Here is a 20,205-nt window from a genome sequence, read left to right on the forward strand (position 1 = left end):
GGAGGGCACGGAGAAACGTGGGCTTCAGCGAGAAAAAAAGCGGCCCTGCAGGACCGCACCTGATCCAGGGGGATGAATCGGGGACTCAGCCCTGAACGCGGTCCTTGAACATCTTGCCGGCCGTGAAGGCAGGAACCTTCTTGGCCGGGATCTTGATCTTCTCGCCGGTCTTGGGGTTGAGTCCCTGCCGTTCCGAGCGCTTGCGGGCTTCGAAGGAGCCGAATCCAAGGATCGACACCTTCTTGTCTTCCACCACCGAATCGATGATGGTGTCGATCAGGGCGTCGACCACCTGGGCCACATCGGTCTTGGTCTGCTCCGTGCGGGCTGCCACGAGGTTGACGAGGTCTGCTTTGTTCATCGGACGGTGAAAAATCTCAGGTCGGCGGTGGAGGGCTGGCTGATCGGCGCGGGTTCCGACCGCCGTTTTTGGGTGGGGCGCGCCAATGGTATGGGCACTGATCCCGGTCGGCAACTCGACAGACGGCTTGCCGCAAGGGATCTCGGCCAGTCTGGAGAGTGGGGATACCCCCGTCAAGCCGCTGTAGCGACCTGTTCGGCAAGTTCGCTGATCAGGGAACTGCCGCCGGCCAACAGCTTGTCGCCCCGCAGGGCACCAAGCCCGCCGCCGCAGGCGATCCACTGGGGTGAGGCCGGCGGCAGCCACTGGCGAAGCCGCACCAGACTGCGCTGCTGCCGCGGCCAGTGGAAGGTGCGGGGAGTGCGCAGCGGTACCAGTCGCCCCGGTGCCGTGGGCCCCAGCAGCCTGCCGCAGAACAGGATGTCGAGCCCCGCCGCCGCTGGCGCCTGGACGTGAATCACGCAGGAGCCTGGGGTGGGGCCGGGGGTCCAGAGCAGTCGCAGCCCCGGGGCCGGCTCGGCCTCCTCCCCCCAGTCGACCCGGTCCTGCAGGTTGGGCAGGAGGTAAGACTCCTGCTCCTGCACCAGCACGGGCCAGCCCAGCCGTTCCTTCAGCCGCCGCACCCGGCCATGGCCCTCGCGGCTGGTGAGCACGATCCGGCCCTGGGCCGGCCGTGCCTCCAGAAAGGTGAGATTGGCCTCGCTGAGGGCGGGGCAGTCCACCAGCAGATCGCCATCCGCCAGGGCGAGCAGCCAGGCGGTGCCTCCCTGGCAGTCGCGATTGGGCGCAAAGCACCAGAGTCCGGGGAGCACAGCCAGGGGAGGACGGCCCGGATCGATCGGAGGTGCGGACAGGATGGCCATGGCAATGGGCTCTCCATTGAATCCGGTCCTGCCGCCGGTGCTGCAGTGGCGGTGCCCGTGGCGTGTGGCAGGGTCTGCCTTAGCCTGATCACGCCCAAGGCCGGGTCGTTGTCTTCAATCCGGATCGGTCATCCCTGGCCCCTGGGAGCCGCGACCACCAGCCATGGCGTGAATTTTTCTGTGGCCGCCCCCGCGGCCACGCGGCTTGAGCTGCTCCTGTTCCCCCATGGAGAGGCCAGCGAGCCGGATCGGGTGATTGAGCTCGACCACCGCCATCGCTCCGGCGACCACTGGCATGTGGAGGTGGAGGGTGTCGGGATCGGCTGCTGTTACGCCTACCGGGTCTTCGGACCGATCCAGCCGGGCGGCCACGGCTTCAACCCCTCCAAGGTGCTGCTCGATCCCTGCGCGCGGGCGATCGCCGGCTGGCAGAGCTATCGGCGCGGTACGGCCGTGGGCAGCGTGCCCAACACCGCCTGCTGTCTCAAGGGCGTGGTGACGGAGCGGGATCGCTTCGATTTCGTCGCCGCTCCGCGTCCTCGCCACAGCTGGCAGTCCACTGTGATCTACGAGCTGCATGTGGGCGGCTTCACCCAGGGGGGCGGCGTTCCGGTGGCGGCCGAACGCCAGGGCACCCTGCTGGGGCTGATCGACACCATCCCCTATCTGCGGGAGCTGGGGGTGACCACGATCGAACTGCTGCCCGTGATGGCCTTCGATCCCCAGGATGCGCCACCCGGTCGCCTGAACCACTGGGGCTACAGCCCCCTGAGCTGGATGGCGCCCCATCCCGCCTACCTGCAGGGGGACGACCCGCTGCAGGCCCGTGAGCAGATGCGGCAGCTGGTGATGGCCTGTCATCAGGCGGGTCTGGAGGTGCTCCTGGATGTGGTGTACAACCACACCACCGAGGGGAACCAGGCCGGCCCCACCCTCAGCTGGCGGGGCTTTGGCGATCGCCTGTATTACCAGCAGAACGAGCGCGGCGACTATCTCGACGTCAGTGGCTGCGGCAACACGATCGCTGCCAACCGGCCCCTGGTTCGGCGCCTGATCCTCGAATCCCTGCGTTGCTGGGCGGTGGAGCTGGGCATCGACGGCTTCCGCTTCGATCTGGGCATCGCCCTGAGCCGCGGCGAGCAGCTGGCCCCCCTCAATGATCCGCCCCTGTTCGAGGCCATGGAGGCCGATCCGGAGCTGAGTGATCTGAAGATGATCAGCGAACCCTGGGATTGTGGCGGCCTCTATCGCCTGGCCGACTTCCCCGCCCGGCGAGTGGCCACCTGGAACGGCCGCTTTCGCGATGACCTGCGCCGCTTCTGGAAGGGAGACGATCGCACCTGCTGGCCGGTGGGGCAGCGGCTCAGCGGCAGCCCCGATCTGTTCACCGCTGTGCCGGTGCATCCGGGCCAGTGCATCACCTTCCTCACCGCCCACGACGGCTTCACCCTGGCTGATCTGGTCAGTTTCAACGGCAAGCACAACCTCGCCAACGGCGAGGACAACCGCGACGGCGATAACCACAACAACAGCTGGAATCACGGGGTGGAGGGGCCCAGCACCGACAACGCCATCAGCGTCCTGCGGGATCGCCAGATCAGGAATCTGCTGGCCTCGCTGTTATTGGCGCCAGGGGTGCCGATGCTGCTGATGGGCGACGAGGTGCGCCGCAGCCAGGGGGGCAATAACAACACCTGGTGCCAGGACAATCCGCTCGGATGGATGCACTGGCAGCCCGATGCCGAAGACCTGGCCCTGCGCACCTATGTGATACGACTGCTCACCCTGCGTCGCCATCTGGCGGCCCTGCTCAACCCGGAAGCGCCCTTTCTCGATGGCCTGGTGGAAGAAGCGCCCGGTTCGGAACCCTCCCATCTGTGGCGGGAGTGGCACGGGGTTGAGCTGCGCAAGCCCGACTGGGCCAGCTGGTCCCACACCCTGGCCTGGAGCCTGCACGATCCCCACCACGGACCGCTGCTGTGGTGCGGCATGAATGCCTATGGCAAGGCCATGCATTTCGACCTGCCCCCCTGCCCCGCCGGCTGGATGCGGGTGATCGATACGGCCCTGCCTGCGGGCCTGGATCTGCCTGCCCGTCCGGAGCGGTGGAGCCCGTCCGGGGCTCCGCTGGAAAGCCGCAGCCTGATGCTGATGCTGGCGGCACCCCTGGTGAAGGGATTGCGGCTGAAGGGCTGATGATTGCAAGACTGATGGCGGATTTCAGGTTCCGCCGCGCTGGGGATACTGACGCTGCCGGCACATTTCTGACACAGGCTGCCGATCTGAATCAAATGCCGTACCGCATCGACAGCAGACGCGCACACAGGCCTGCAGACAGAGCTGCACGGCTTTGCAGCAGGATCTGAGCCGCTAGATTGAGAGAGGATTTCGCTGGTTAGCCTGCCACATGTGGCTGCGCACAGGCTGTAGTTTAACCTTCACTATCACAGCGCCAACCCCCTTCATTCTGATGCTGCGATTGCGCAGTGGCGCTCAGCAATGGATCGCTCGGGAAGAATACAGATTAAATCCCTATATCCCCGTATTCGAGTACACGGATGGTTACGGCAATCTCTGCCAGCGACTGGTTGCCCTCCCGGGCCCGCTTGCCATTCACACCACATCCGAAGTACTGACCGCTGACCACGTTGACCAGGCGCCGGGGGCGCCCATTGTCACCATCGAGAATCTTCCCGAAAACGTGCTCAGCTACCTGTTGCCAAGTCGCTATTGCGAATCCGACCGATTCGGCCTCATGGCCGCAGATATTGTAGCCGGACAACGACTCGGCTACGACCAGGTCAAGGCAATTGAATGCTGGTTGCGCAGCACGATTCGTTATGAACCAGGCATCAATTACATTCCCCTATCAGCCACGGAAGTCCATGCAAAAGGATCGGGAGTCTGTCGCGATCTAGCTCACCTTGGCATTGCTCTTTGCCGCAGCCTGAGCATCCCAGCACGATTGGTGGCTGGATATCTTTATGGGCTCAGGCCCATGGACCTGCACGCCTGGTTTGAAGCCTACATTGCAGGGCGTTGGTATACCTTTGATGCCACGCAGACCGAGCTTCGTGGTGGCTATGTGGTGATCGGCTATGGCCGCGATGCCGCCGATGTGGCGATTTACAATCAGTTTGGGCCTGCTGTACACCCAGAAACGCAGAGCGTTCATGTTGATCGCCTGCACGGAGGCGACAGCTGATGGCACCGACTGCAGCGCAGCAGGCCTGAACCGCGCGCCATGCAGAACCACGCGATCGACGCAACGCTGACGTGGCGCGCGACGATCGGTCTGTCGTGGGGCCAGGGCAGAGACTCACGATCCGCACCTGGCTTCAGTCCCTGAGGCATCGATTGGAGAAGAAAAACTGCGGTGCTTCCGGTTGCCGCCTGCTGGGCTCGGCGGCCCCAGCGGCCCTGCGCGGCGGCGCGGCGTCCGTCTCCCCATAGACCGCAAGGGCAGCTCGAACATGCCGCAGCAACTCCTGACGCATCCCATCGGGTGCCTCGATGCGAAGCTCGCGTCCGAAGCCGAACAGCCAGTTGCGCAGGTCCACATCACGGGCCACCGTCCAGCTGGGCAGGTCCAGCTCCACCGGATAGGGATGGCTGTCGTCTTTTGCATTCGGCCTCAGCACATGGGGCGCCTTGGGGTGGCGCCACCAGCGATCACCCGCCTGGGGGAGGGAGAAGCGGGTGTGCTCGATCGGGTAGCGCGCCACCCCCTCGCGAATGAAGGCGAAAGCCGAAGCGGTACAGGAGAAGCGCAGGGTCTCCAGGGCCGTGTCGCGCAGCCGCGCTGAGCTGCTGGCGATGGCGAGCTGCGGCGCCAGCTCCTCGCCGAAGTCGATGCCGCCGCAATGGTGCAGCAGGCGCTCGACCCGTTGCAGGGAGCGGCGATGCTCCTCAGGACTGCGGCGCAACCGCCCCTCGCTGCGGGTCAGAGCCAGTCGATCGAGCCGCTCGCTGCGGATCAATCCCTCCGCCTGCCCCACCTGGTCGTCCTCGTAGAGGAGATACCAACCGATGTTGTGGAAGATCAACTGGAGCGGCCACACCCTCAGAATCCCTTGAGGGCTTTCTGAAAAACTGCCGGCGGAGGCGAACCGCTCCAGGCACACCCGCCGGTGTTCCACGATCGCCGTCTCGATCCGCTCGGCCTGCCGGGGCGCAGCGAGCGACTCCCTGCGAACAAGGGCGGCTTCGAGGATGGAGTGGCGGGCATAGCTGCGCACCGGCAGGGCTTCGCTGATGTCGAGTCCCGCCCAGCCCAGCCGTTCATCCAGTTCGGTCAGCAGCTCCTGGGCCGAGGGATCAGCGAGTCGCCCGGCGGCCTGGCGCACCACGTCGTGCACCTCCCGCAGCCGCGCCGCCGAGAGGATGGCGGTGCCGAGGCAGTAGCCATGGCGGACGTTGTCGTTGCGGGAGCGGAAGCCGTAGGGGGTGAGGATCTTTTCGATGTCCTTGCGCAGGGTGGCGCTTTCGCCGCGGAGATAGGCGCCGGGAATCGCTTCGATCTGGGCGATCAGGTGCTGGTGCAGATTGCTCCCCTTCTCCCCCGCCCGATCGAAGGGGGCTTGCAACATGTGGCGCAGCAGGGTCATCACCCGCAGGAACACCGGGCCATCGGCCATGGGCGGCGAGCCACCGTGCACACCCCCACTGGCCGGCACAGCCGGGCGCCGCAGCGGCTGATCCGCCGGTCCCGGCTCCAGCAGCTGGATCGGTGCATCGACCGCCACAGCACTGGTGAAGCCGTTCTGCTCGAGCCAGAGCAGGTCACGGCGGAGGGCTGCGGCATCGGCGTAGCAGTCGCCATGCAGACGGCGCAGATAGGCTGCGGCCCGATCGGCCAGGTCCCCTTGCGGCGGTGGTGACACCCAGGCTTCCAGTTCCTCCCGCGTCCCTGGATCGGAGGCATCGAGATCGGGGAAGGAGACCAGCAGGCGAATCAGGTGAAGCAGCCGCTCCAGATCGAGCAGGCGCGAGTACCCGTGTCGCTGCAGCCGATTCTCGCGATTGCGGGACGATCGAATCCGCTTGTCGAGACCGGCCAGTTCGCTCTGCAGCACCGGCACCAGATCGTCATGGTGGCAGGGCACCAGGGCGCAGATCGCCGCAAAGCCCTCGCTGCGCTCTGGGCCGGCATGGGAATCGGCCAGGGCGGCGGCCATCTCCTGAATCACCGGCACCGGCACGGGGCGCTCGCGTCGCTGGTTCCACTCCAGGCAGGTGGGCAGGGGCGTATGGAGCCACCAGCCGATCCACTCCACGGCCACCGGCAGCGACAGGGCCTGGGTGATCGCCAGCCGCCAGGCCCGCCTGGCATGGGTGGCATCCACGATCACCGGGCTGCCGTTGGCCACCGCCTCCTGCAGGCGCTGGTGCAGGCGTTGCTGGATGTCGCCCCAGGGCCCCTGAACGGCCGCATCGCCGAACACCTCGGCGCGGATCGCATCCGTGGAAAGCACTACCGCAGGTGGCTGGCCGGGGCCACTGAGCAGGGGAGCCAGGGCTCGCGCCAGGGTGGTCTTGCCACTGGCGGGTGGACCGATCAGCAGGTGGCAACGCAGTGGCGCCATGGGGCAGACGACCGGATTCTCCCCAGTTTTTCGCACGCAACCTGCACCCGCCAGTCCTTCACTGGCAAACGCTGGCATCACAAGCCAGACCCGGGTACCACAAGCATGGCGGCTGGGACGGGCACTGCTCTAGCTGCCTCTGCAGGAGCAGTCCTTGCTCAAGGCCCTGGATCGAGCGGGGATCACGCGACGCCGTGCCGGTTTCCACTCCCGGTCGGCTCTTCTGCAAATCGGAGGAATGCCGTTGAATTTTTTCCAGACGCCTGCGGGGCACCCACGATTTCTCCTCCCTCTCCTGCACCCGCCGTCGCCGCCACACCGCTCGCGTCCGATGCTCCGGCGCCGTCGGCCCCTCCCCTGGTGCTGGTGCATGGGCTGCTGGACAGCCCGCAGGTCTTTGATCGGTTGAAACGGGAGCTGGGGGACCGCCGCCATCCGCTGCTGATCCCCGATCTGCCGTTGCGCTTGGGCCGCACACCGATCGAAGAGGCAGCCGTTCTGCTCGGCAGCCACATTGAGGCGGCCTTCGGGTTGGATCAGCCCATCGATCTGCTGGGGTTCTCGATCGGTGGTGTGATCGCACGCACCTGGATCCAGCTGCTGGGGGGCTATCGGCGCACCCGGCGGTTCATCAGCGTCGGCAGTCCGCAGCAGGGCACGCTCACGGCCGAACTGTGGCCCCGCCAGCTGGTGGCCGGCATCGCCGATCTGAAGATGGGCAGCCCCCTGTTACAGCAGCTCAACAGCGATCAGGACGCCCTGCGCGGGATCGATTGCCACAGCTTCTACTCCGCCATCGATCTGGCCGTGCTGCCGGGATGGCGTGCCGTGCTGCCGGTGGGAGAGCGCACCATGCTGCCGGTCTGGACCCATCCCCAGATCCTGCGTGACCCCGCCTCGATCCGGCCCCTGGCCCAGGAGCTGCTGCGGCCCTGAACGGGGATCCCTACTGGCCCCCCAGGGGAAGCCGCATAGCGTTGGGGTGATCCGGCAGGCAGGCCTTTGATCGACTTGCTCGGTATCTCGTTGTTGGTGCGCTGGCTGCTGGGCTGGTTCCTCTCCCTGCGCATGCCCCTGCTGCCGGAGGCCTCCCTCAGTCAGGTGCCGCGGGTCTCGGTGCTGATCCCGGCCCGCAATGAGGAGACCACCCTGCCCAACCTGCTGGCCGCCCTGAACCGGCAGAGCGTACGGCCGCTGGAGGTGATCGTGATCGACGACCACTCCACCGATCGCACCGCCTCGATCGCCATGGAGTGTGCCCAGGAGCTGCCGATCACCGTCATGCAACCGCCGCCGCTGCCGCAGGGTTGGTGCGGCAAGACCTGGGCCTTGCACAACGGCGTACGAGCCAGCCACGGCGAGGTGCTCGTGTTCCTGGATGCCGACACCGAGCCCCTGCCGAGCTTCCTCGAACGGCTGCTGGCGAAGCACCAGACACTGGGTGGGCTGGTGTCCGTGCAGCCCTACCACCGCACGGAGAAGCCCTATGAACAGCTCTCGGTGCTGTTCAATCTGGTGGGGCTGATGGCCGTGCCCCTGGGCCAGGGCAGTGGCGTCGCCTTCGGTCCGGCGCTGGTGACCAGCCGCATCGACTACGACCGCAGCGGCGGCCATGCCGCCGTGGCGGGGAAGGTGGTGGAAGACTGGTTTCTAGGCCACTGCTATGAACAGGCGGGCCTGCCGGTGAGCGCCTTCCTCGGCCTCGGCGCGATCGACTACCGCATGTATCCCGGTGGTCTGCGCGACATAGTGACGGGCTTCGGCAAGAACTTCGCCACCGCCGCTGGCGAGGTGCGCTGGCCCTGGATGCTGGCGGTGCTGTTGTGGCTGTCGGGGCTGTTCTGGGCCGCCTGGTGCCTGCCGGCCTCCCTGCTGGGCTGGCCGATGGTGGGCGATCCGGCCCTGCTGCCCAATGCCGTTGTGTACGGGGCCTACGCGCTGCAGCTGCTGCTGATCACCCGCCGGGTGGGTCGTTTCGGCTGGATCAACCTCGTGTTCCCGATCCCCGTTCTGTTCTTCATCGGCGTCTTCGTGCTGGCGATTCTCAACCTCGAGCGCGGTCGCGTCAGCTGGAAGGGCCGCACCTTCAGCACCCGCGACCGAGCCAGAACAGCCTGAGGCTGCTGGCGTCAGCGGCCCAGGAAGCGACCTTCGACCTGCAACTCCAGGGCAAGTCCAGCGTCTTCGACATGGCGCGCCACCACCAGCCGGTGCAGCCCCGGTTCGAGCACGAAGCCATCGCTGGATTCCTCGAAGTAGGCGAGCCGCCGCAGCGGGATCCGCAGCACGAGGCGCCTCTGCTCTGCCATCGCCAGGCTGGCCCGCTGGAAGCCCACCAGCACCCGAGCGGGGCGTTCCACCTGCCGGCCGGGCGGCTCCAGGTAGACCTGAACCACCTCATCGGCCTCCATCGCGCCCCCATTGCGCACCGTGACCTCCACCACCAGCTCGCCCTCCTCCCCGGCCTGCGGCTCGATCGCAGCTGTGAGGTCTGCCAGCTCGAAACGGCTGTAGGAGAGTCCGTAGCCAAAGGGATAGGCGGCGCGATGGCCCTCGCGCCGCAGGCGGCGGTAGCCATGCCACAGGTCGTAGGTGACCTGCTGGGCGCGGGGCTCGAAGGGCGGCAGATGCGCCGCATCGGTGGGCACGGTGAAGGGGAGGCGCCCGGATGGGGAGACCCGGCCCAGCAGCACGTCAGCCAGAGCCTCGCCGCCCTGCTGCCCCGGGTACCAGAGCAGCAGCAGGCCGGGTACCCGATCGTGCCACCCCTCGGTGAGGATGGCGCCACCACCCATCAGCACCACCACGGTGCGGGGATTGGCGGCGGCCACCGCCTCGATCAGCGCCACCTGCTCAGGCGGCAGATCCAGCCCGGTGCGATCTCCCGCAGCGAAGTCGCCGCCCCGCCTGGCCGAGCCGTAGCTGGTGATCCAGGCGATCAGGCGGGCCACGGGTCGCCAGAGCGGCAACACCCGGCTCCGCCCCAGGCGCAGCAGGCCATCCGGCGGGGGGATCTGCTGCAGGATCGGGGCAATGTCACCGGGATGGATGTGCTCTCCCTCCAGGCGCCAGTCCAGCCCCAGCACCAGGAGGGCCGCGTCGCACTCGGCAGCCAGGGCCGCGGCCGCCTCGGGGTCGGCGCCATCGGCAACCTCCAACCGCAGCTCCGGGGCGGCGGCCTCCAGGCCCGCCAGGGGTGTGACCACCGATCCCGGCTCAGGCCGAGTATCCGAGGAACCCCGATCGCCCAGGTTCACCACCGCCAGATAGGGACCGATCACGGCCAGGGAGCGCAGACCCCGCAGGGGCAGCACCGATCCTTCGTTCTTCAGCAGCACGATCGACTTGGTGGCCGCCTCCCGGGTCAGTTGCCGATGGTCGGCGCAGTGGCGCAGGGACATCGGATAGGAGCCTGGAGGAACCGTGAGCTGGGCCTGCAAAAGCCGCAGCACTGCCTCGTCAATGCGCTGGATCGGCAGGCGCCCATCCGCCACCGCCTCGCTGAGGCTGCCCTCGAAGATCATCCGGAACGGCATCTCCAGGTCCTGGCCCGCCAGCAGAGCCCGCACCCCCTCCCGCACACCGAAGATGAAATCGGTGACGACAAATCCCCCAAAGTCCCACCGGGTCTTGAGGATGTCCTTCAGCAGCTGGGGATGCTGTCCGCACCATTCGCCGTTGACCCGGTTGTAGGCACTCATCACCGAGCCGGCGCCGGCCTTGACGCAGTCGCGGAAGTGGGGGAGGTAGAGCTCATGCAGCACCCGCTGCGAGGCACGAACGTCCACCAGGAAGCGGGAGCTGTCGATCGAGTTGAGCGCAAAGTGCTTGACGCAGGCGATGGTGTGGCGCTGCAGACCGCGGGTCATCGCTGCTCCCATGGCACCCAGATGCACCGGGTCTTCGCCATAGGTCTCCTGGGCCCGGCCCCAACCGGGATGGCGCAGCAGGTTGACGCACACGCCGGCCACCCAGTCGGCCCCGAAGCTGCGGGCCTCGCGGGCGATCGCCTCGCCGATCCTCTCCTCCAGCTCGGGATCCCAGGTGGCACCGCGGGCGATCGGTACCGGAAAGGTGGTGGCACCCCCTTCGAGCACCACACCGCGGGGACCATCGACAAACTGCAGCCCCTTGAGGCCCAGCCTCGGCAGGCAACCGGTGGGCCAGGGATGGCGATGGGAGGCATCCCGGGTGGCGATGTCGACCATGCCGGCCCAGAACGGGGTGTCGCCATCGAGCAGATGCAGCTTCTCCGCCAGGCTCATCTCCGCCAGCAGCGACAGAGCCCGGGTCTGAGACGCAGGGTCGGGAGCGGGATCAGTCACCGCCTCAACCTAGGAACATCCTCCAGTTCCGCCACGCTGCTCAACAATGCCTGCTGCGGCTGCGGCTGCGGCTGCGGCTGCGGCTGCGGATCAGCGGGGCGGGACTTCATGACAACGCCCATCCATCCATCGGGCTCCCAGGACGTCTGGCTTGACCAGCTCATGGTCCTCGAAACTGAGGGTACGGCGGGCGATCGTGGTGCGGTGCTTCAGGTCGTGGCGATGGTCGAGATGAATCACCACGGGAGCAACCCGAAAGGGGATTCCTAGGGCCCGAGCATCTGGACTGGGAACTCCAACAGCAACATCATCAGTATCGTTGTCGGAGAGATGGAAACTGTTGGTTTCCTTCTCCTCAAACGTGATCTGATCGCGGGAGGTCTGCACCGGCACGGTCAGGCCATCAGCGAAACGAACCTGATCATCCCCTTGGCCGACATCGACCCTGAAATCGATCGTTCCCTCAGGATCATCCCGATGGCGACAGCCCATCACACTCCGCAATACCGTCCAGACCAAGCCGATCTACAGAATTATGGAGACGGAATGGACCGACGTGGTCCTGCATTGCTGTCACCTTCCTCTGATGCTCCAGATGAATGAAGAACGGCACTCCCCTCCGGTCAATGGGCAGCGACCATGCCGCAAAGATTGTCGAGGTCGTGCAGATCGCCGAGCCCTGAAATCTCAGGAGGTCTGGCGAACCTGCCCGCCGTTCCCCTTTTGAAAGGGGCGATTGAATCCACAGGCGCAGAACCTGGCTCAGCCGCCAGAACGAAGCTGGGATGGGCTGTGACCACCACGACTCCGAAGATCAGGTGCGACGCACGATCAGCTCCGGATTCATTCAAAACGCTAGCGTGATGAAGTCGTGATGCGGAATTGCCGTCATGAGAATCTCTGTCCTGGTCGCCTGCGGGCCAGATCTGGGAGTGCGGCGATCCTGGCGCCGGTGCTGGCAGGCCCTGCTGATGGTCCGCCTTGTTGCCTTCCTTCTGATCCTGGGGCTGGGGATTGCCCCACCGGCTCAGGCTGCAGCCGATATTCAGCGCTGGTCGCAGGGCGACACCAGCGGCGATCGCTGGCTGGTCAGCCTGTTCGAGCAGCCTGATCCGGATTTCGAGGCCGGCTGGCGACTGCGGCTCAATGACCTGGGCCCGGATCAGCATCCGGATCATGGCCGCTCTGTCGCCATCGAGGACACCATGGGCAATCACTGGGAGCTGCCCAACCGAAGCCAGGAAATGGTGCCCGCCGGGGAGACGGCCATTCCCGATGGATCGGCTCAGTTCGATCTGGCGGAGCTGATGCCACGGCCCAGTTCCGCCCTGCCCCTGAGGCTGTTGGTGCCGATGCAGGGTGGGGCCGATCGGGAGCTGGTGCTGATCCCCGACATGATCGCCGCCATCAGCACACTGCCCCGGGCTCCTGCAGAGGCAGCCGACCATCCAGTCAGCTGAACCGAGCAGGCTCGCCCAGGAATCCACCATGCGGGACCTAGAGTTGTTCAGCGCCCGGAGCAGTCGCGCAGCCATGATCCTCAGCCAGGCCTCTGCCGGCGACCACGTCACCCTGCAGACCCTGCCAGGCCATCCAGCGCTTTGCCAGCGGTTGAAGGCGATGGGCATCAAACCGGGTGTTCGCCTCGAAGTGATCCGGCGTGGCAGACCTGGCGGGATTCTCCATCTCGCCCATGGCATGTTCGAGTTCATGCTGCGCCAGGAGCATGCCAGGCAGATGGAGGTCTGCGCCGATGAAGCCGCTCAGGCCAGCAGCCAGCCGCCGGCCTGATACACCAGCAGAGCCATCAACCAGGCCAGCGACAGCGACCAACCCACGGACATGAGCGCAAACATCCTGCTTTTCGATTCCTTCAGCTGAATCGCCACTGTTGACAGGCAGGGGGTGTAGAGCAGGGTGAAGGTCATGAAACTGAGCGCTTGCAAGGGTGTGATCGCGCTCTGGATCGCTGTTCCCAGGCCGCTCTCGCTGGTGCGGTAGATCACAGCCATGGCCCCCAGCAGGATTTCCTTGGCGATGAAACCGAAGAACAACGACACCGTGAGATCCGGGGTCATACCGATCGGGCCCAGCAACGGTTGAAAGAGCCCACCGATGGCACTCGCCAGACTGGCGCCACTGCCGAAGGCCGCCGCCGGGGGAAGGTTGGTCAGCAACCACACCGCCGCAGCACCGATCACGATGAACAGGCGCGTGCTGGTGACGAAGTTGAGCATCTCCATCCAGGCCCGTTGCAGAATCGTGCCCAGGCTCGGCTGGCGATAAGGCGGCAGTTCCAGCACGAAAGCCTCATCACTGCGGTAAGCTCGCTTGAACAGGAGTCCTGTGATGATCGCCGCCAGGAAACTGAGCAGATAAAAGGCGAAGACCACAAGCCCAGGAGCCCACCAGGGTTTAGGGAAAAAGATTCCAGCCAGAAAGATGAAGACGGTGAGCCTCGCCTGGCAGAGGGCAAACGGAATCACCAGCATGGTGAGCAACCGCATGGCGCGATCGCGGATCACGCGGGTGCCTAGAATTGCCGGCACATTGCAGCCGCAACCCATCACCTGCAGCACGAAGGCGCGACCATCCAGGCCGAGCCAGTGCATGAAGCCATCCATCAGAAAGGCGGCCCGTGGAAGATAGCCCGAGTCTTCCACCACAGCCATCACCAGATAGAAGACAAAGATCAGCGGCGTGAAACTGACGACGGTGGTGACACCCATCCAGACGCCGTCCACCAGAAAGCCCTGCAGCAACTCCGGGGTGCCGAGGTTCGCAAGGGGAGGAACAATCAGGTGGCTCTCAATCGCATCGAAGATCACCCCCAGAACCTCCTGAAGGCTGCCACCAACGATGTAGAGCCCCTGGAACATGATCAGCACAATCGCCAGGAACACCAGCGGGCCCACCACGGGATTGAGCAGAATCCGATCGAGGCCGCGGCTTCTCGTCACACGCCTGTCCGGCGGCATCACCACGACACCTGCAAGCAGCTCCGCCACCTGCCGATCCAGCGCCTCATCGACAGGTGAAGCGGCCGCAATGGTGGGGCAAGGGTCTGCCTGGACGGTATGGAGAGTGTGGAGCAGCGCCTCCAGGCCCTCACGACTCTTGGCGTTGATCGCCAGCACCGGCATCTCCAGCCGCCGACTCAGGGCAGCGTGGTCAATGCGGATGCCATAACGTCTGGCTTCATCACTCATGTTGAGCGCCAGCACGGTGGCAACGCCCAGGCTTCGCACCTGCAGGGCCAGGGCGATCTGGGTGCTGATCTGACTGGCGTTGATCACCACCAGCGCCAGATCCGGCGGGGTTGTTTGCAGGTAACTCTGGACGATTGCTTCGTCTTCACTGGAGCCACTGAGGTCGTGGATACCTGGTAGGTCGACCAGCTCGAACCGACGACCATCGGCGGCCGGCGGCAGATCGCCACAGAGCAGATCAACGGTGAGCCCGGGCCAGTTGGCGATATGGGCATGGCGACCAGTCAGCCGGCTGTAGAGCGTCGACTTGCCGGTGTTGGGCAGGCCCAGCAACGCCACCGTGACGGAGGCGGAGCCTGGAGGCTTGGTTGACGGCCCATGGCATCCGCCAGCCGAACCAAAGCGCCGACGTTGGGCCCCGCCCTGGGCAGAGGCCTCTGCAGCTTCGGAATGTTTCATGCCTGGCACGCACCGGGTCGAAGGAGTTGAGACCAGCCAGCCCCAGGCGGGACGTGAACCCGACGGAAGTCACCGCCATTGTCCAGTCTGCTCGACAAGGCAGCCCCCTGGTCGAGGGACATGGCCCCACTCGGATGGAGCGTGGACAGCTGAGAAAGACAGAGCCCAAAGGGGAGAGCGGGGCCGCAGCAGCACGCCAAAAACTCAGGCACAACTACTTATTCTCCTTTGCTCCGTTAAAGCGCTTTCAACGTTAGTGTTGTATGAGGAAGAGACGGATGCTGGCTGGCTCGCCCTCCCGGCAGGGCCGGCCCCTCCGCTTTCCATTCTCCCTTTGCTCCTGTGTCGATGACGTCTGCCTCAGTCGCTCCATCCCGGAGCCGCCCGTGGGAGTCCTTCAAGGACTGGATCACCAGCACCAGCAACCGCCTCTATATCGGCTGGTTCGGTGTGCTGATGATCCCCACCCTGCTGGCGGCAGCCATCTGCTTCATCGTTGCCTTCATCGCCGCTCCGCCCGTCGACATCGACGGCATCCGCGAACCCGTGACCGGCAGCCTGCTTTACGGCAACAACATCATCACGGCCGCGGTGGTGCCCAGCTCCAATGCGATCGGTCTGCACTTTTACCCCATCTGGGAAGCCAGCAGCCTCGATGAGTGGCTGTACAACGGCGGCCCCTATCAATTGATCATTTTCCACTTCCTGATCGGCATCTATGCCTATCTCGGCCGCGAGTGGGAACTGAGCTACCGCCTGGGCATGCGCCCCTGGATTGCCGTGGCCTACAGCGCCCCCGTGGGTGCCGCCACCGCCGTGCTGCTGGTGTATGCCATCGGGCAAGGCTCCTTCTCAGACCCCATGCCCCTGGGGATCAGTGGCACCTTCAACTTCATGATGGTGCTGCAAGCCGAGCACAATGTGCTCATGCATCCGTTTCACATGCTGGGCGTGGCCGGCATCTTTGGTGGCAGCCTGTTCTCTGCCATGCATGGCTCCCTGGTGACCAGTTCCCTGGTGCGGGAAACCACCGAGAGCGAGTCTCAGAACCGTGGCTACAAGTTCGGTCAGGAAGAAGAGACCTATAACATCGTGGCCGCCCATGGCTACTTCGGCCGCCTGATCTTCCAGTACGCCTCCTTCAATAACAGCCGCAGCCTCCACTTCTTCCTGGCAGCCTGGCCTGTGGTGGGGATCTGGTTTGCCACCCTGGCCGTGATCAGCTTCTCGTTCAATGTCAACGGCTTCAACTTCAACCATTCAGTGCTCGACCATCAAGGCCATGTGATCAACACCTGGGCCGATATCCTCAACCGCGGCGGTCTTGGTATCGAGGCCATCCACGAACGCAATACCCATAACTTCCCGCTCGATCTTGCCGCAGTGGAAAGCCAGCCCGTTGCCCTGAGTGCACCAGCGATCGGTTAGTGAGACTTTGAATCTCGCCCAGTCGATCCATCACTGAGCCGGTGCCGCTGGCTGCTCCGTGGAGCCAGCTGCGTCACTAAGAGTTTGCTGAAAAACCAACCCACGAGCCAGTTTTCCACAGGCATCAGTGGATTTCCGGCTCAAAAAGACGGATCGGCGGCTATCAGAGCCGCAAACAGCCCGATTTCGGCATCGTTGGCCTCTCTGCAAGGCATTGGTTGAGGCCTATTGGGCACACCTCTGGACAACGGGCTGTTCATGCCGCCTCCATCGCGGGCTTGAGCAGGTTGCCCAGGCGGATCAGGTTGTAGGCGATCACATGCAGGCCAAACACGGCGCCGACCTTCTCGGTACCGCGCAGTTTGAACTGGCGCAGCCCTCCGAACGCCTTGATCCAACCAAACACCTTTTCGATCCCCCGGCGGGCGTTGATCGATTTGGAGTAGCCCACGTGACGGGTGGTGCGGCCATCAATGGCTGAGCCACCGCTGCGGGCCGTGTTCTGGGCCACGTGGGGCGTGACACCGATCCGCCGCATCTCAGCGACAAACCCTTTGGTGTCGTAGTTCTTGTCGGCGCCGACGGTCTTCTGGTGGGCACCGGTGAGGTCTGCTGCCATCTCTTTGGCGGCATCCCGCTCACCGGTGCCCGTGGCCTGGGTGACGCGGCAATCGACGATCAGGTCGTGGCGGTTGTCCATGAGGACATGGCCCCGATAGCTCAGCTGCGCTGGATGGGCATTCGATTTCCGGGCCAGCCGTGCCTCAGGATCGGTGCTGGAGCGGTGGGTCTCGTTGCTGAGCTTGATGCCGCGAAAGTCCCCTTTGGCGCGCTTCTTTCCCTCTTTGGGAGCACCGAATCCTTCGCCAGGACCTGTGGGCGGAGGCGGAGGATCCTCCTGGCCATCGATCCGCTCCAAGGAAGCGTGTGACGCCCAGGCCTGGAGCAACGTGCCGTCCACCGAAAAGTGCTCGTCACTGAGCAGCGGTTTGACCTCGGGTGCTCCCATCAGCTTCTCCAGGAACAGCCCCATGACGTCGTCAGTGAGGAGCCGATCACGATTCTTGGTGAATGTGGTCGGATGCCAGATCGCATCGTCAGGGCTCAAGCCCACAAACCAGCGGAACAGCAGGTTGTAGTGGACCTGCTCCAGCAGCAGCCTCTCGGAGCGGATGCCGTAGAACGCCTGCAACAACGAGGCCAGCAGCAGCTGCTCTGGCGGCACCGATGGTCTCCCTTCTGAGGCATACAACCTGCAGAAGGTGGGATTGAGTCGATCGAGGGCCTGATCCGCCAGCTTGCGAATCCGCCTGAGTGGATGGCTGGTCGGGATCCGCTCCTCGATCGAGACGTAGGAGAACAAGGAGCCGCTGCGCTCCTGCTGACCTCGCATCAAACCTGGGGCAGTTGCCCTATTTTCGCAGAGGCGGCGGGGTTTTTCAGCAAACTCCTAAGACGCTCCCTCGCACGGGCCGGGATCACTCCAGGCCCGTGGTTCGTTCAGGCGTGCCTGCCATGAACAGATCCACGAGCGACACCCAGAGCTCTCAACCTGCTCACCTTCGCTCCAGTGACCTGGACAGAAACCGACTTCTGAGATGGCAGCAAACCCTGGTGGGCTTGAGCTGCTGCCCCAGCCCAGCCCCTTGCCGCTGGTGATGGCTTGTTAGTTTTGATACCTGGAACCTGTTGATCGGTGTTGGCTCTGATGGCGTCCTCTTCCCGTCATCATCAGATCCTGATCGTCGGAGGGGGCTGCGCCGGCATCACGGTGGCCAACCTGCTTCTGCAGCAGCGTCTCGGAATTGAGATCGCGATCCTTGAGCCATCGACTGTTCATGACTACCAACCGGGCTGGACCCTGGTAGGGGGAGGGATCATGGCTCTCAAGCAGACCCGCCGCAACGAAGCCTCGCTGATCCCCACCGAGGTGACCTGGATCCAGGCTGCCGCGACGGGCTTCGATCCTGGGGCCAACACCGTGTCCACCAGCAGCGGTGAGATCCTCACCTACGACACCCTGGTGATGGCCCTGGGTCTGCAATCGCGCTGGGAGCGCATCGCGGGTCTTCCGGAGGCCCTGGGAAGCCATGGGGTGTGCAGCAACTACTCACACCGCTATGCCCCCTACACCTGGGAAACGATCAAACAGTTCCAGGGCGGCACCGCGATCTTCACCGTGCCCGAAACACCGATCAAATGCGGAGGAGCACCGCAGAAGGTGATGTATCTGGCCGACGATCACTTCAAGGCCAGAAGCGGCGTGGGGGTGAACACACGGGTGATCTTCTGCTCTGCCCTCACGTCTCTGTTTTCCGTGCCGGCCTATGCACGCACCTTGGAGAAGGTGGTACGGAACCGCGGCATCGAAGTGCATTTCGGCTGGAACCTCAAGCAGGTGCGGGCCGAGGAGCAGGTGGCGGTGTTTGAAGTGCAGGAGGCCGGCGGCGGCAGCCGCATCGAGGAACTGTCCTTCGCGATGCTCCACGCCGTGCCACCGATGACAGCACCGGAGGTGGTATCTGGCAGCCCGCTGGCGGGCGATGGACCTGGCGGTTGGGCGGCGGCAGATCCGTTCACCCTGCAGCATCCCAGCTGGCCGAATGTGTTCTGCCTGGGCGATGTGGCCGGCCTGCCCACCTCCAAGACAGCCGGTGCCGTTCGAGGAGAAGCCCCGGTGGTGTCGGCCAATCTGCTGGCTTTCCTGGATGGCAAGCCCCTGGACGCTCAGTACGACGGCTACACCGTGTGCCCCCTGATCACCGGCTACGGCAACGTGGTGATGGCGGAGTTCGACTACAGCCAGAAGCCGGTGAGCTCCTTCCTGGTGGACCCCACCAAGCCGCGCTGGAGCATGTGGCTGATGAAGACCCGCCTGCTGCCGTGGCTTTACTGGAACCGGATGCTGCCCGGGAAGCCCCACGAAAGCCGCTACCTCAAACCCTTTGCACCGCTGGTGCACCTGTTGCGGCTGGACTATCGCGAACCGGACAGCAGCGAGGCCGAATCGGGAGCCGGCCCGGCCGGAACCTGCTGAGCCGAGAGCTCAGGCAGCCCTGAGCTGCTGCAGCTGCTGTTCGAGCCGCTGCTTCAGCCGGGTCTGGACCAGGGTGCAGAGGTCTTGCACCAAGGGATCATCAGCGAGGTAGATCATCCGCACCCCATCGCGCTCACAGCTCACCAGCCCGGCACGCTGCAGCTGGCCCAGCTGACGGCTGATGTGCGACTGGGAGAAACCGGTGGCCTCGATCAAGGAGGCCACATCCATCGGCCCCTTCTGCAGGTGACAGAGCAGCTGCAACCGGGCCGGCTCACTCAGGAGCCGGAAGAACTGGCTGTACTCCTCAAGGAGCTGAGGACTGGGCATGGACCCGGCAACACCCACGGCGGAAGGGTTATGTCTCTGTACGCATTATGCACGCTGCCGGCAAGGGCTGACTGCCCATGGGGAGCGGATCACCGGGCAGGAAGCGCTGGATGAAGGTGGCCAGGAGCATCGGGCCGCAGCGGCGCTGCCAGCTGGTCGCCCCCGGCAGCCGGCGCCAGCATTCCACCTGCAGACGGGGAACGTGGCGGCCCACCAGCGTCAACAGATAGCGGTAGTCGGCATCGGCGGCCTGGTCGGCTCCAGCCAGAGGGGCCGCCCCTGGCTGGGAGCTCACGAAAGCGGCGAGGAACGTCGAGGCGTTGCCGCCCTGGCGCAGGGCCGCGGCAAACCTCCAGGCGGCGCCGGTGGGATAGCCGTCGTGATGAAGGGTGAGATGGCGCACTGGAGCATCCGGGAAGCGGGCGAAGGTATAAACGGCGCGGGTGGCCAAGGGAAGCGAGCGGCTGCACTGAATGAGTGCCACCGCTGTCTCAGAGCCGCAAGCAGGCCCGCATGGGGCTGCCTCGTCTCGACTGCGATCCTTCCGCCCACTGGTGGCTCCAACAGTGCTGGCTCCGTGTCCCGAGCCCATGAAGCCGGCTGTCATG

General features: G+C 65.0%; 17 protein-coding genes. 8 read left to right on the top strand and 9 right to left on the bottom strand.

Annotated elements, in window-relative coordinates; translation table 11 throughout:
• Positions 1-85: 85 nt before the first annotated feature.
• Both H8F26_RS11200 and H8F26_RS11205 read right to left on the bottom strand, forming a co-directional pair.
• Positions 86-361, bottom strand: coding sequence for an HU family DNA-binding protein (locus tag H8F26_RS11200; RefSeq protein ID WP_197153997.1), 276 nt, complete (start codon positions 359-361; stop codon positions 86-88).
• Positions 362-534: 173 nt separating this feature from the next.
• On the bottom strand, positions 535-1,224 hold the full coding sequence (locus H8F26_RS11205; protein ID WP_197153998.1) for an MBL fold metallo-hydrolase: 690 nt from the start codon (positions 1,222-1,224) through the stop codon (positions 535-537).
• A gap of 108 nt (positions 1,225-1,332) precedes the next feature.
• Between H8F26_RS11205 and H8F26_RS11210 the strand changes: the two genes are divergently transcribed.
• A complete protein-coding gene (locus H8F26_RS11210) occupies positions 1,333-3,420 on the top strand; it encodes a glycogen-debranching protein (protein WP_197153999.1) in 2,088 nt (695 codons plus the stop codon).
• A 211-nt stretch (positions 3,421-3,631) separates the two neighbouring features.
• Complete coding sequence (locus tag H8F26_RS11215; protein WP_197154000.1) at positions 3,632-4,429, top strand: transglutaminase family protein; 798 nt, start codon at positions 3,632-3,634, stop codon at positions 4,427-4,429.
• Between the two features lie 133 nt (positions 4,430-4,562).
• Here H8F26_RS11215 and H8F26_RS11220 read toward each other — a convergent pair whose 3' ends face one another.
• Entirely contained in the window at positions 4,563-6,809 is a 2,247-nt protein-coding gene (locus H8F26_RS11220; RefSeq protein WP_197154001.1) for an AAA family ATPase, read from the bottom strand.
• Between the two features lie 366 nt (positions 6,810-7,175).
• Between H8F26_RS11220 and H8F26_RS11225 the strand changes: the two genes are divergently transcribed.
• A complete protein-coding gene (locus H8F26_RS11225; protein ID WP_231598279.1) occupies positions 7,176-7,745 on the top strand; it encodes a triacylglycerol lipase in 570 nt (189 codons plus the stop codon).
• A gap of 66 nt (positions 7,746-7,811) precedes the next feature.
• On the top strand, positions 7,812-8,927 hold the full coding sequence (locus H8F26_RS11230) for a glycosyltransferase family 2 protein (protein WP_231605147.1): 1,116 nt from the start codon (positions 7,812-7,814) through the stop codon (positions 8,925-8,927).
• Between the two features lie 11 nt (positions 8,928-8,938).
• Here H8F26_RS11230 and H8F26_RS11235 read toward each other — a convergent pair whose 3' ends face one another.
• Positions 8,939-11,134 carry a beta-glucosidase gene (locus tag H8F26_RS11235; RefSeq protein ID WP_231605148.1) on the bottom strand — a complete coding sequence of 732 codons (2,196 nt, stop codon included), beginning with the start codon at positions 11,132-11,134 and terminating at the stop codon, positions 8,939-8,941.
• Positions 11,135-11,224: 90 nt separating this feature from the next.
• A complete protein-coding gene (locus H8F26_RS11240) occupies positions 11,225-11,626 on the bottom strand; it encodes a hypothetical protein (RefSeq protein WP_197154003.1) in 402 nt (133 codons plus the stop codon).
• 479 nt (positions 11,627-12,105) lie between these two features.
• Between H8F26_RS11240 and H8F26_RS11245 the strand changes: the two genes are divergently transcribed.
• A complete protein-coding gene (locus tag H8F26_RS11245) occupies positions 12,106-12,594 on the top strand; it encodes a DUF3122 domain-containing protein (RefSeq protein ID WP_197154004.1) in 489 nt (162 codons plus the stop codon).
• A gap of 73 nt (positions 12,595-12,667) precedes the next feature.
• Positions 12,668-12,925 carry a FeoA family protein gene (locus H8F26_RS11250; RefSeq protein WP_197154005.1) on the top strand — a complete coding sequence of 86 codons (258 nt, stop codon included), beginning with the start codon at positions 12,668-12,670 and terminating at the stop codon, positions 12,923-12,925.
• Here the strand turns inward: H8F26_RS11250 and feoB are convergent.
• The gene (gene feoB, locus H8F26_RS11255; RefSeq protein WP_197154006.1) at positions 12,898-14,802 is read right to left on the bottom strand and encodes a ferrous iron transport protein B; all 1,905 of its coding nucleotides are present in this window, start codon (positions 14,800-14,802) and stop codon (positions 12,898-12,900) included. The two genes, H8F26_RS11250 and feoB, sit on opposite strands and share 28 nt — an antisense overlap.
• A 348-nt stretch (positions 14,803-15,150) precedes the next feature.
• On the opposite strand from feoB, the gene psbA reads away from it, so the two are divergent.
• On the top strand, positions 15,151-16,230 hold the full coding sequence (gene psbA / locus H8F26_RS11260; RefSeq protein ID WP_197154007.1) for a photosystem II q(b) protein: 1,080 nt from the start codon (positions 15,151-15,153) through the stop codon (positions 16,228-16,230).
• Positions 16,231-16,486: 256 nt separating this feature from the next.
• Here psbA and H8F26_RS11265 read toward each other — a convergent pair whose 3' ends face one another.
• Entirely contained in the window at positions 16,487-17,623 is a 1,137-nt protein-coding gene (locus tag H8F26_RS11265; RefSeq protein ID WP_197153730.1) for an IS5 family transposase, read from the bottom strand.
• A 315-nt stretch (positions 17,624-17,938) separates the two neighbouring features.
• Here H8F26_RS11265 and H8F26_RS11270 point away from each other — a divergent pair, with 315 nt between their 5' ends.
• Positions 17,939-19,267, top strand: a complete 1,329-nt coding sequence (locus tag H8F26_RS11270) for an FAD/NAD(P)-binding oxidoreductase (RefSeq protein WP_197154008.1) — start codon at positions 17,939-17,941, stop codon at positions 19,265-19,267.
• Between the two features lie 9 nt (positions 19,268-19,276).
• Here the strand turns inward: H8F26_RS11270 and H8F26_RS11275 are convergent, their stop codons facing one another.
• Both H8F26_RS11275 and H8F26_RS11280 read right to left on the bottom strand, forming a co-directional pair.
• Positions 19,277-19,597, bottom strand: a complete 321-nt coding sequence (locus H8F26_RS11275) for a helix-turn-helix transcriptional regulator (protein WP_197154009.1) — start codon at positions 19,595-19,597, stop codon at positions 19,277-19,279.
• A 28-nt stretch (positions 19,598-19,625) separates the two neighbouring features.
• On the bottom strand, positions 19,626-20,081 hold the full coding sequence (locus H8F26_RS11280; RefSeq protein WP_231605149.1) for a hypothetical protein: 456 nt from the start codon (positions 20,079-20,081) through the stop codon (positions 19,626-19,628).
• Between the last annotated feature and the right edge of the window lie 124 nt (positions 20,082-20,205).

It is taken from the genome of Synechococcus sp. CBW1006 (genome assembly GCF_015840525.1).
Taxonomy (GTDB): domain Bacteria; phylum Cyanobacteriota; class Cyanobacteriia; order PCC-6307; family Cyanobiaceae; genus CBW1002.

Bases quoted from the DNA above. Each gene is read 5' to 3' on its own strand.
- feoB (WP_197154006.1), bottom strand. From the start codon at position 14,802: ATGAAACATTCCGAAGCTGCAGAGGCCTCTGCCCAGGGCGGGGCCCAA.
- psbA (WP_197154007.1), top strand. From the start codon at position 15,151: ATGACGTCTGCCTCAGTCGCTCCATCCCGGAGCCGCCCGTGGGAGTCC.
- H8F26_RS11275 (WP_197154009.1), bottom strand. From the start codon at position 19,597: ATGCCCAGTCCTCAGCTCCTTGAGGAGTACAGCCAGTTCTTCCGGCTC.
- H8F26_RS11200 (WP_197153997.1), bottom strand. From the start codon at position 361: ATGAACAAAGCAGACCTCGTCAACCTCGTGGCAGCCCGCACGGAGCAG.
- H8F26_RS11240 (WP_197154003.1), bottom strand. From the start codon at position 11,626: ATGGGCTGTCGCCATCGGGATGATCCTGAGGGAACGATCGATTTCAGG.
- H8F26_RS11270 (WP_197154008.1), top strand. From the start codon at position 17,939: ATGGCGTCCTCTTCCCGTCATCATCAGATCCTGATCGTCGGAGGGGGC.
- H8F26_RS11220 (WP_197154001.1), bottom strand. From the start codon at position 6,809: ATGGCGCCACTGCGTTGCCACCTGCTGATCGGTCCACCCGCCAGTGGC.
- H8F26_RS11205 (WP_197153998.1), bottom strand. From the start codon at position 1,224: ATGGCCATCCTGTCCGCACCTCCGATCGATCCGGGCCGTCCTCCCCTG.
- H8F26_RS11265 (WP_197153730.1), bottom strand. From the start codon at position 17,623: ATGCGAGGTCAGCAGGAGCGCAGCGGCTCCTTGTTCTCCTACGTCTCG.
- H8F26_RS11215 (WP_197154000.1), top strand. From the start codon at position 3,632: ATGTGGCTGCGCACAGGCTGTAGTTTAACCTTCACTATCACAGCGCCA.
- H8F26_RS11245 (WP_197154004.1), top strand. From the start codon at position 12,106: ATGGTCCGCCTTGTTGCCTTCCTTCTGATCCTGGGGCTGGGGATTGCC.
- H8F26_RS11250 (WP_197154005.1), top strand. From the start codon at position 12,668: ATGATCCTCAGCCAGGCCTCTGCCGGCGACCACGTCACCCTGCAGACC.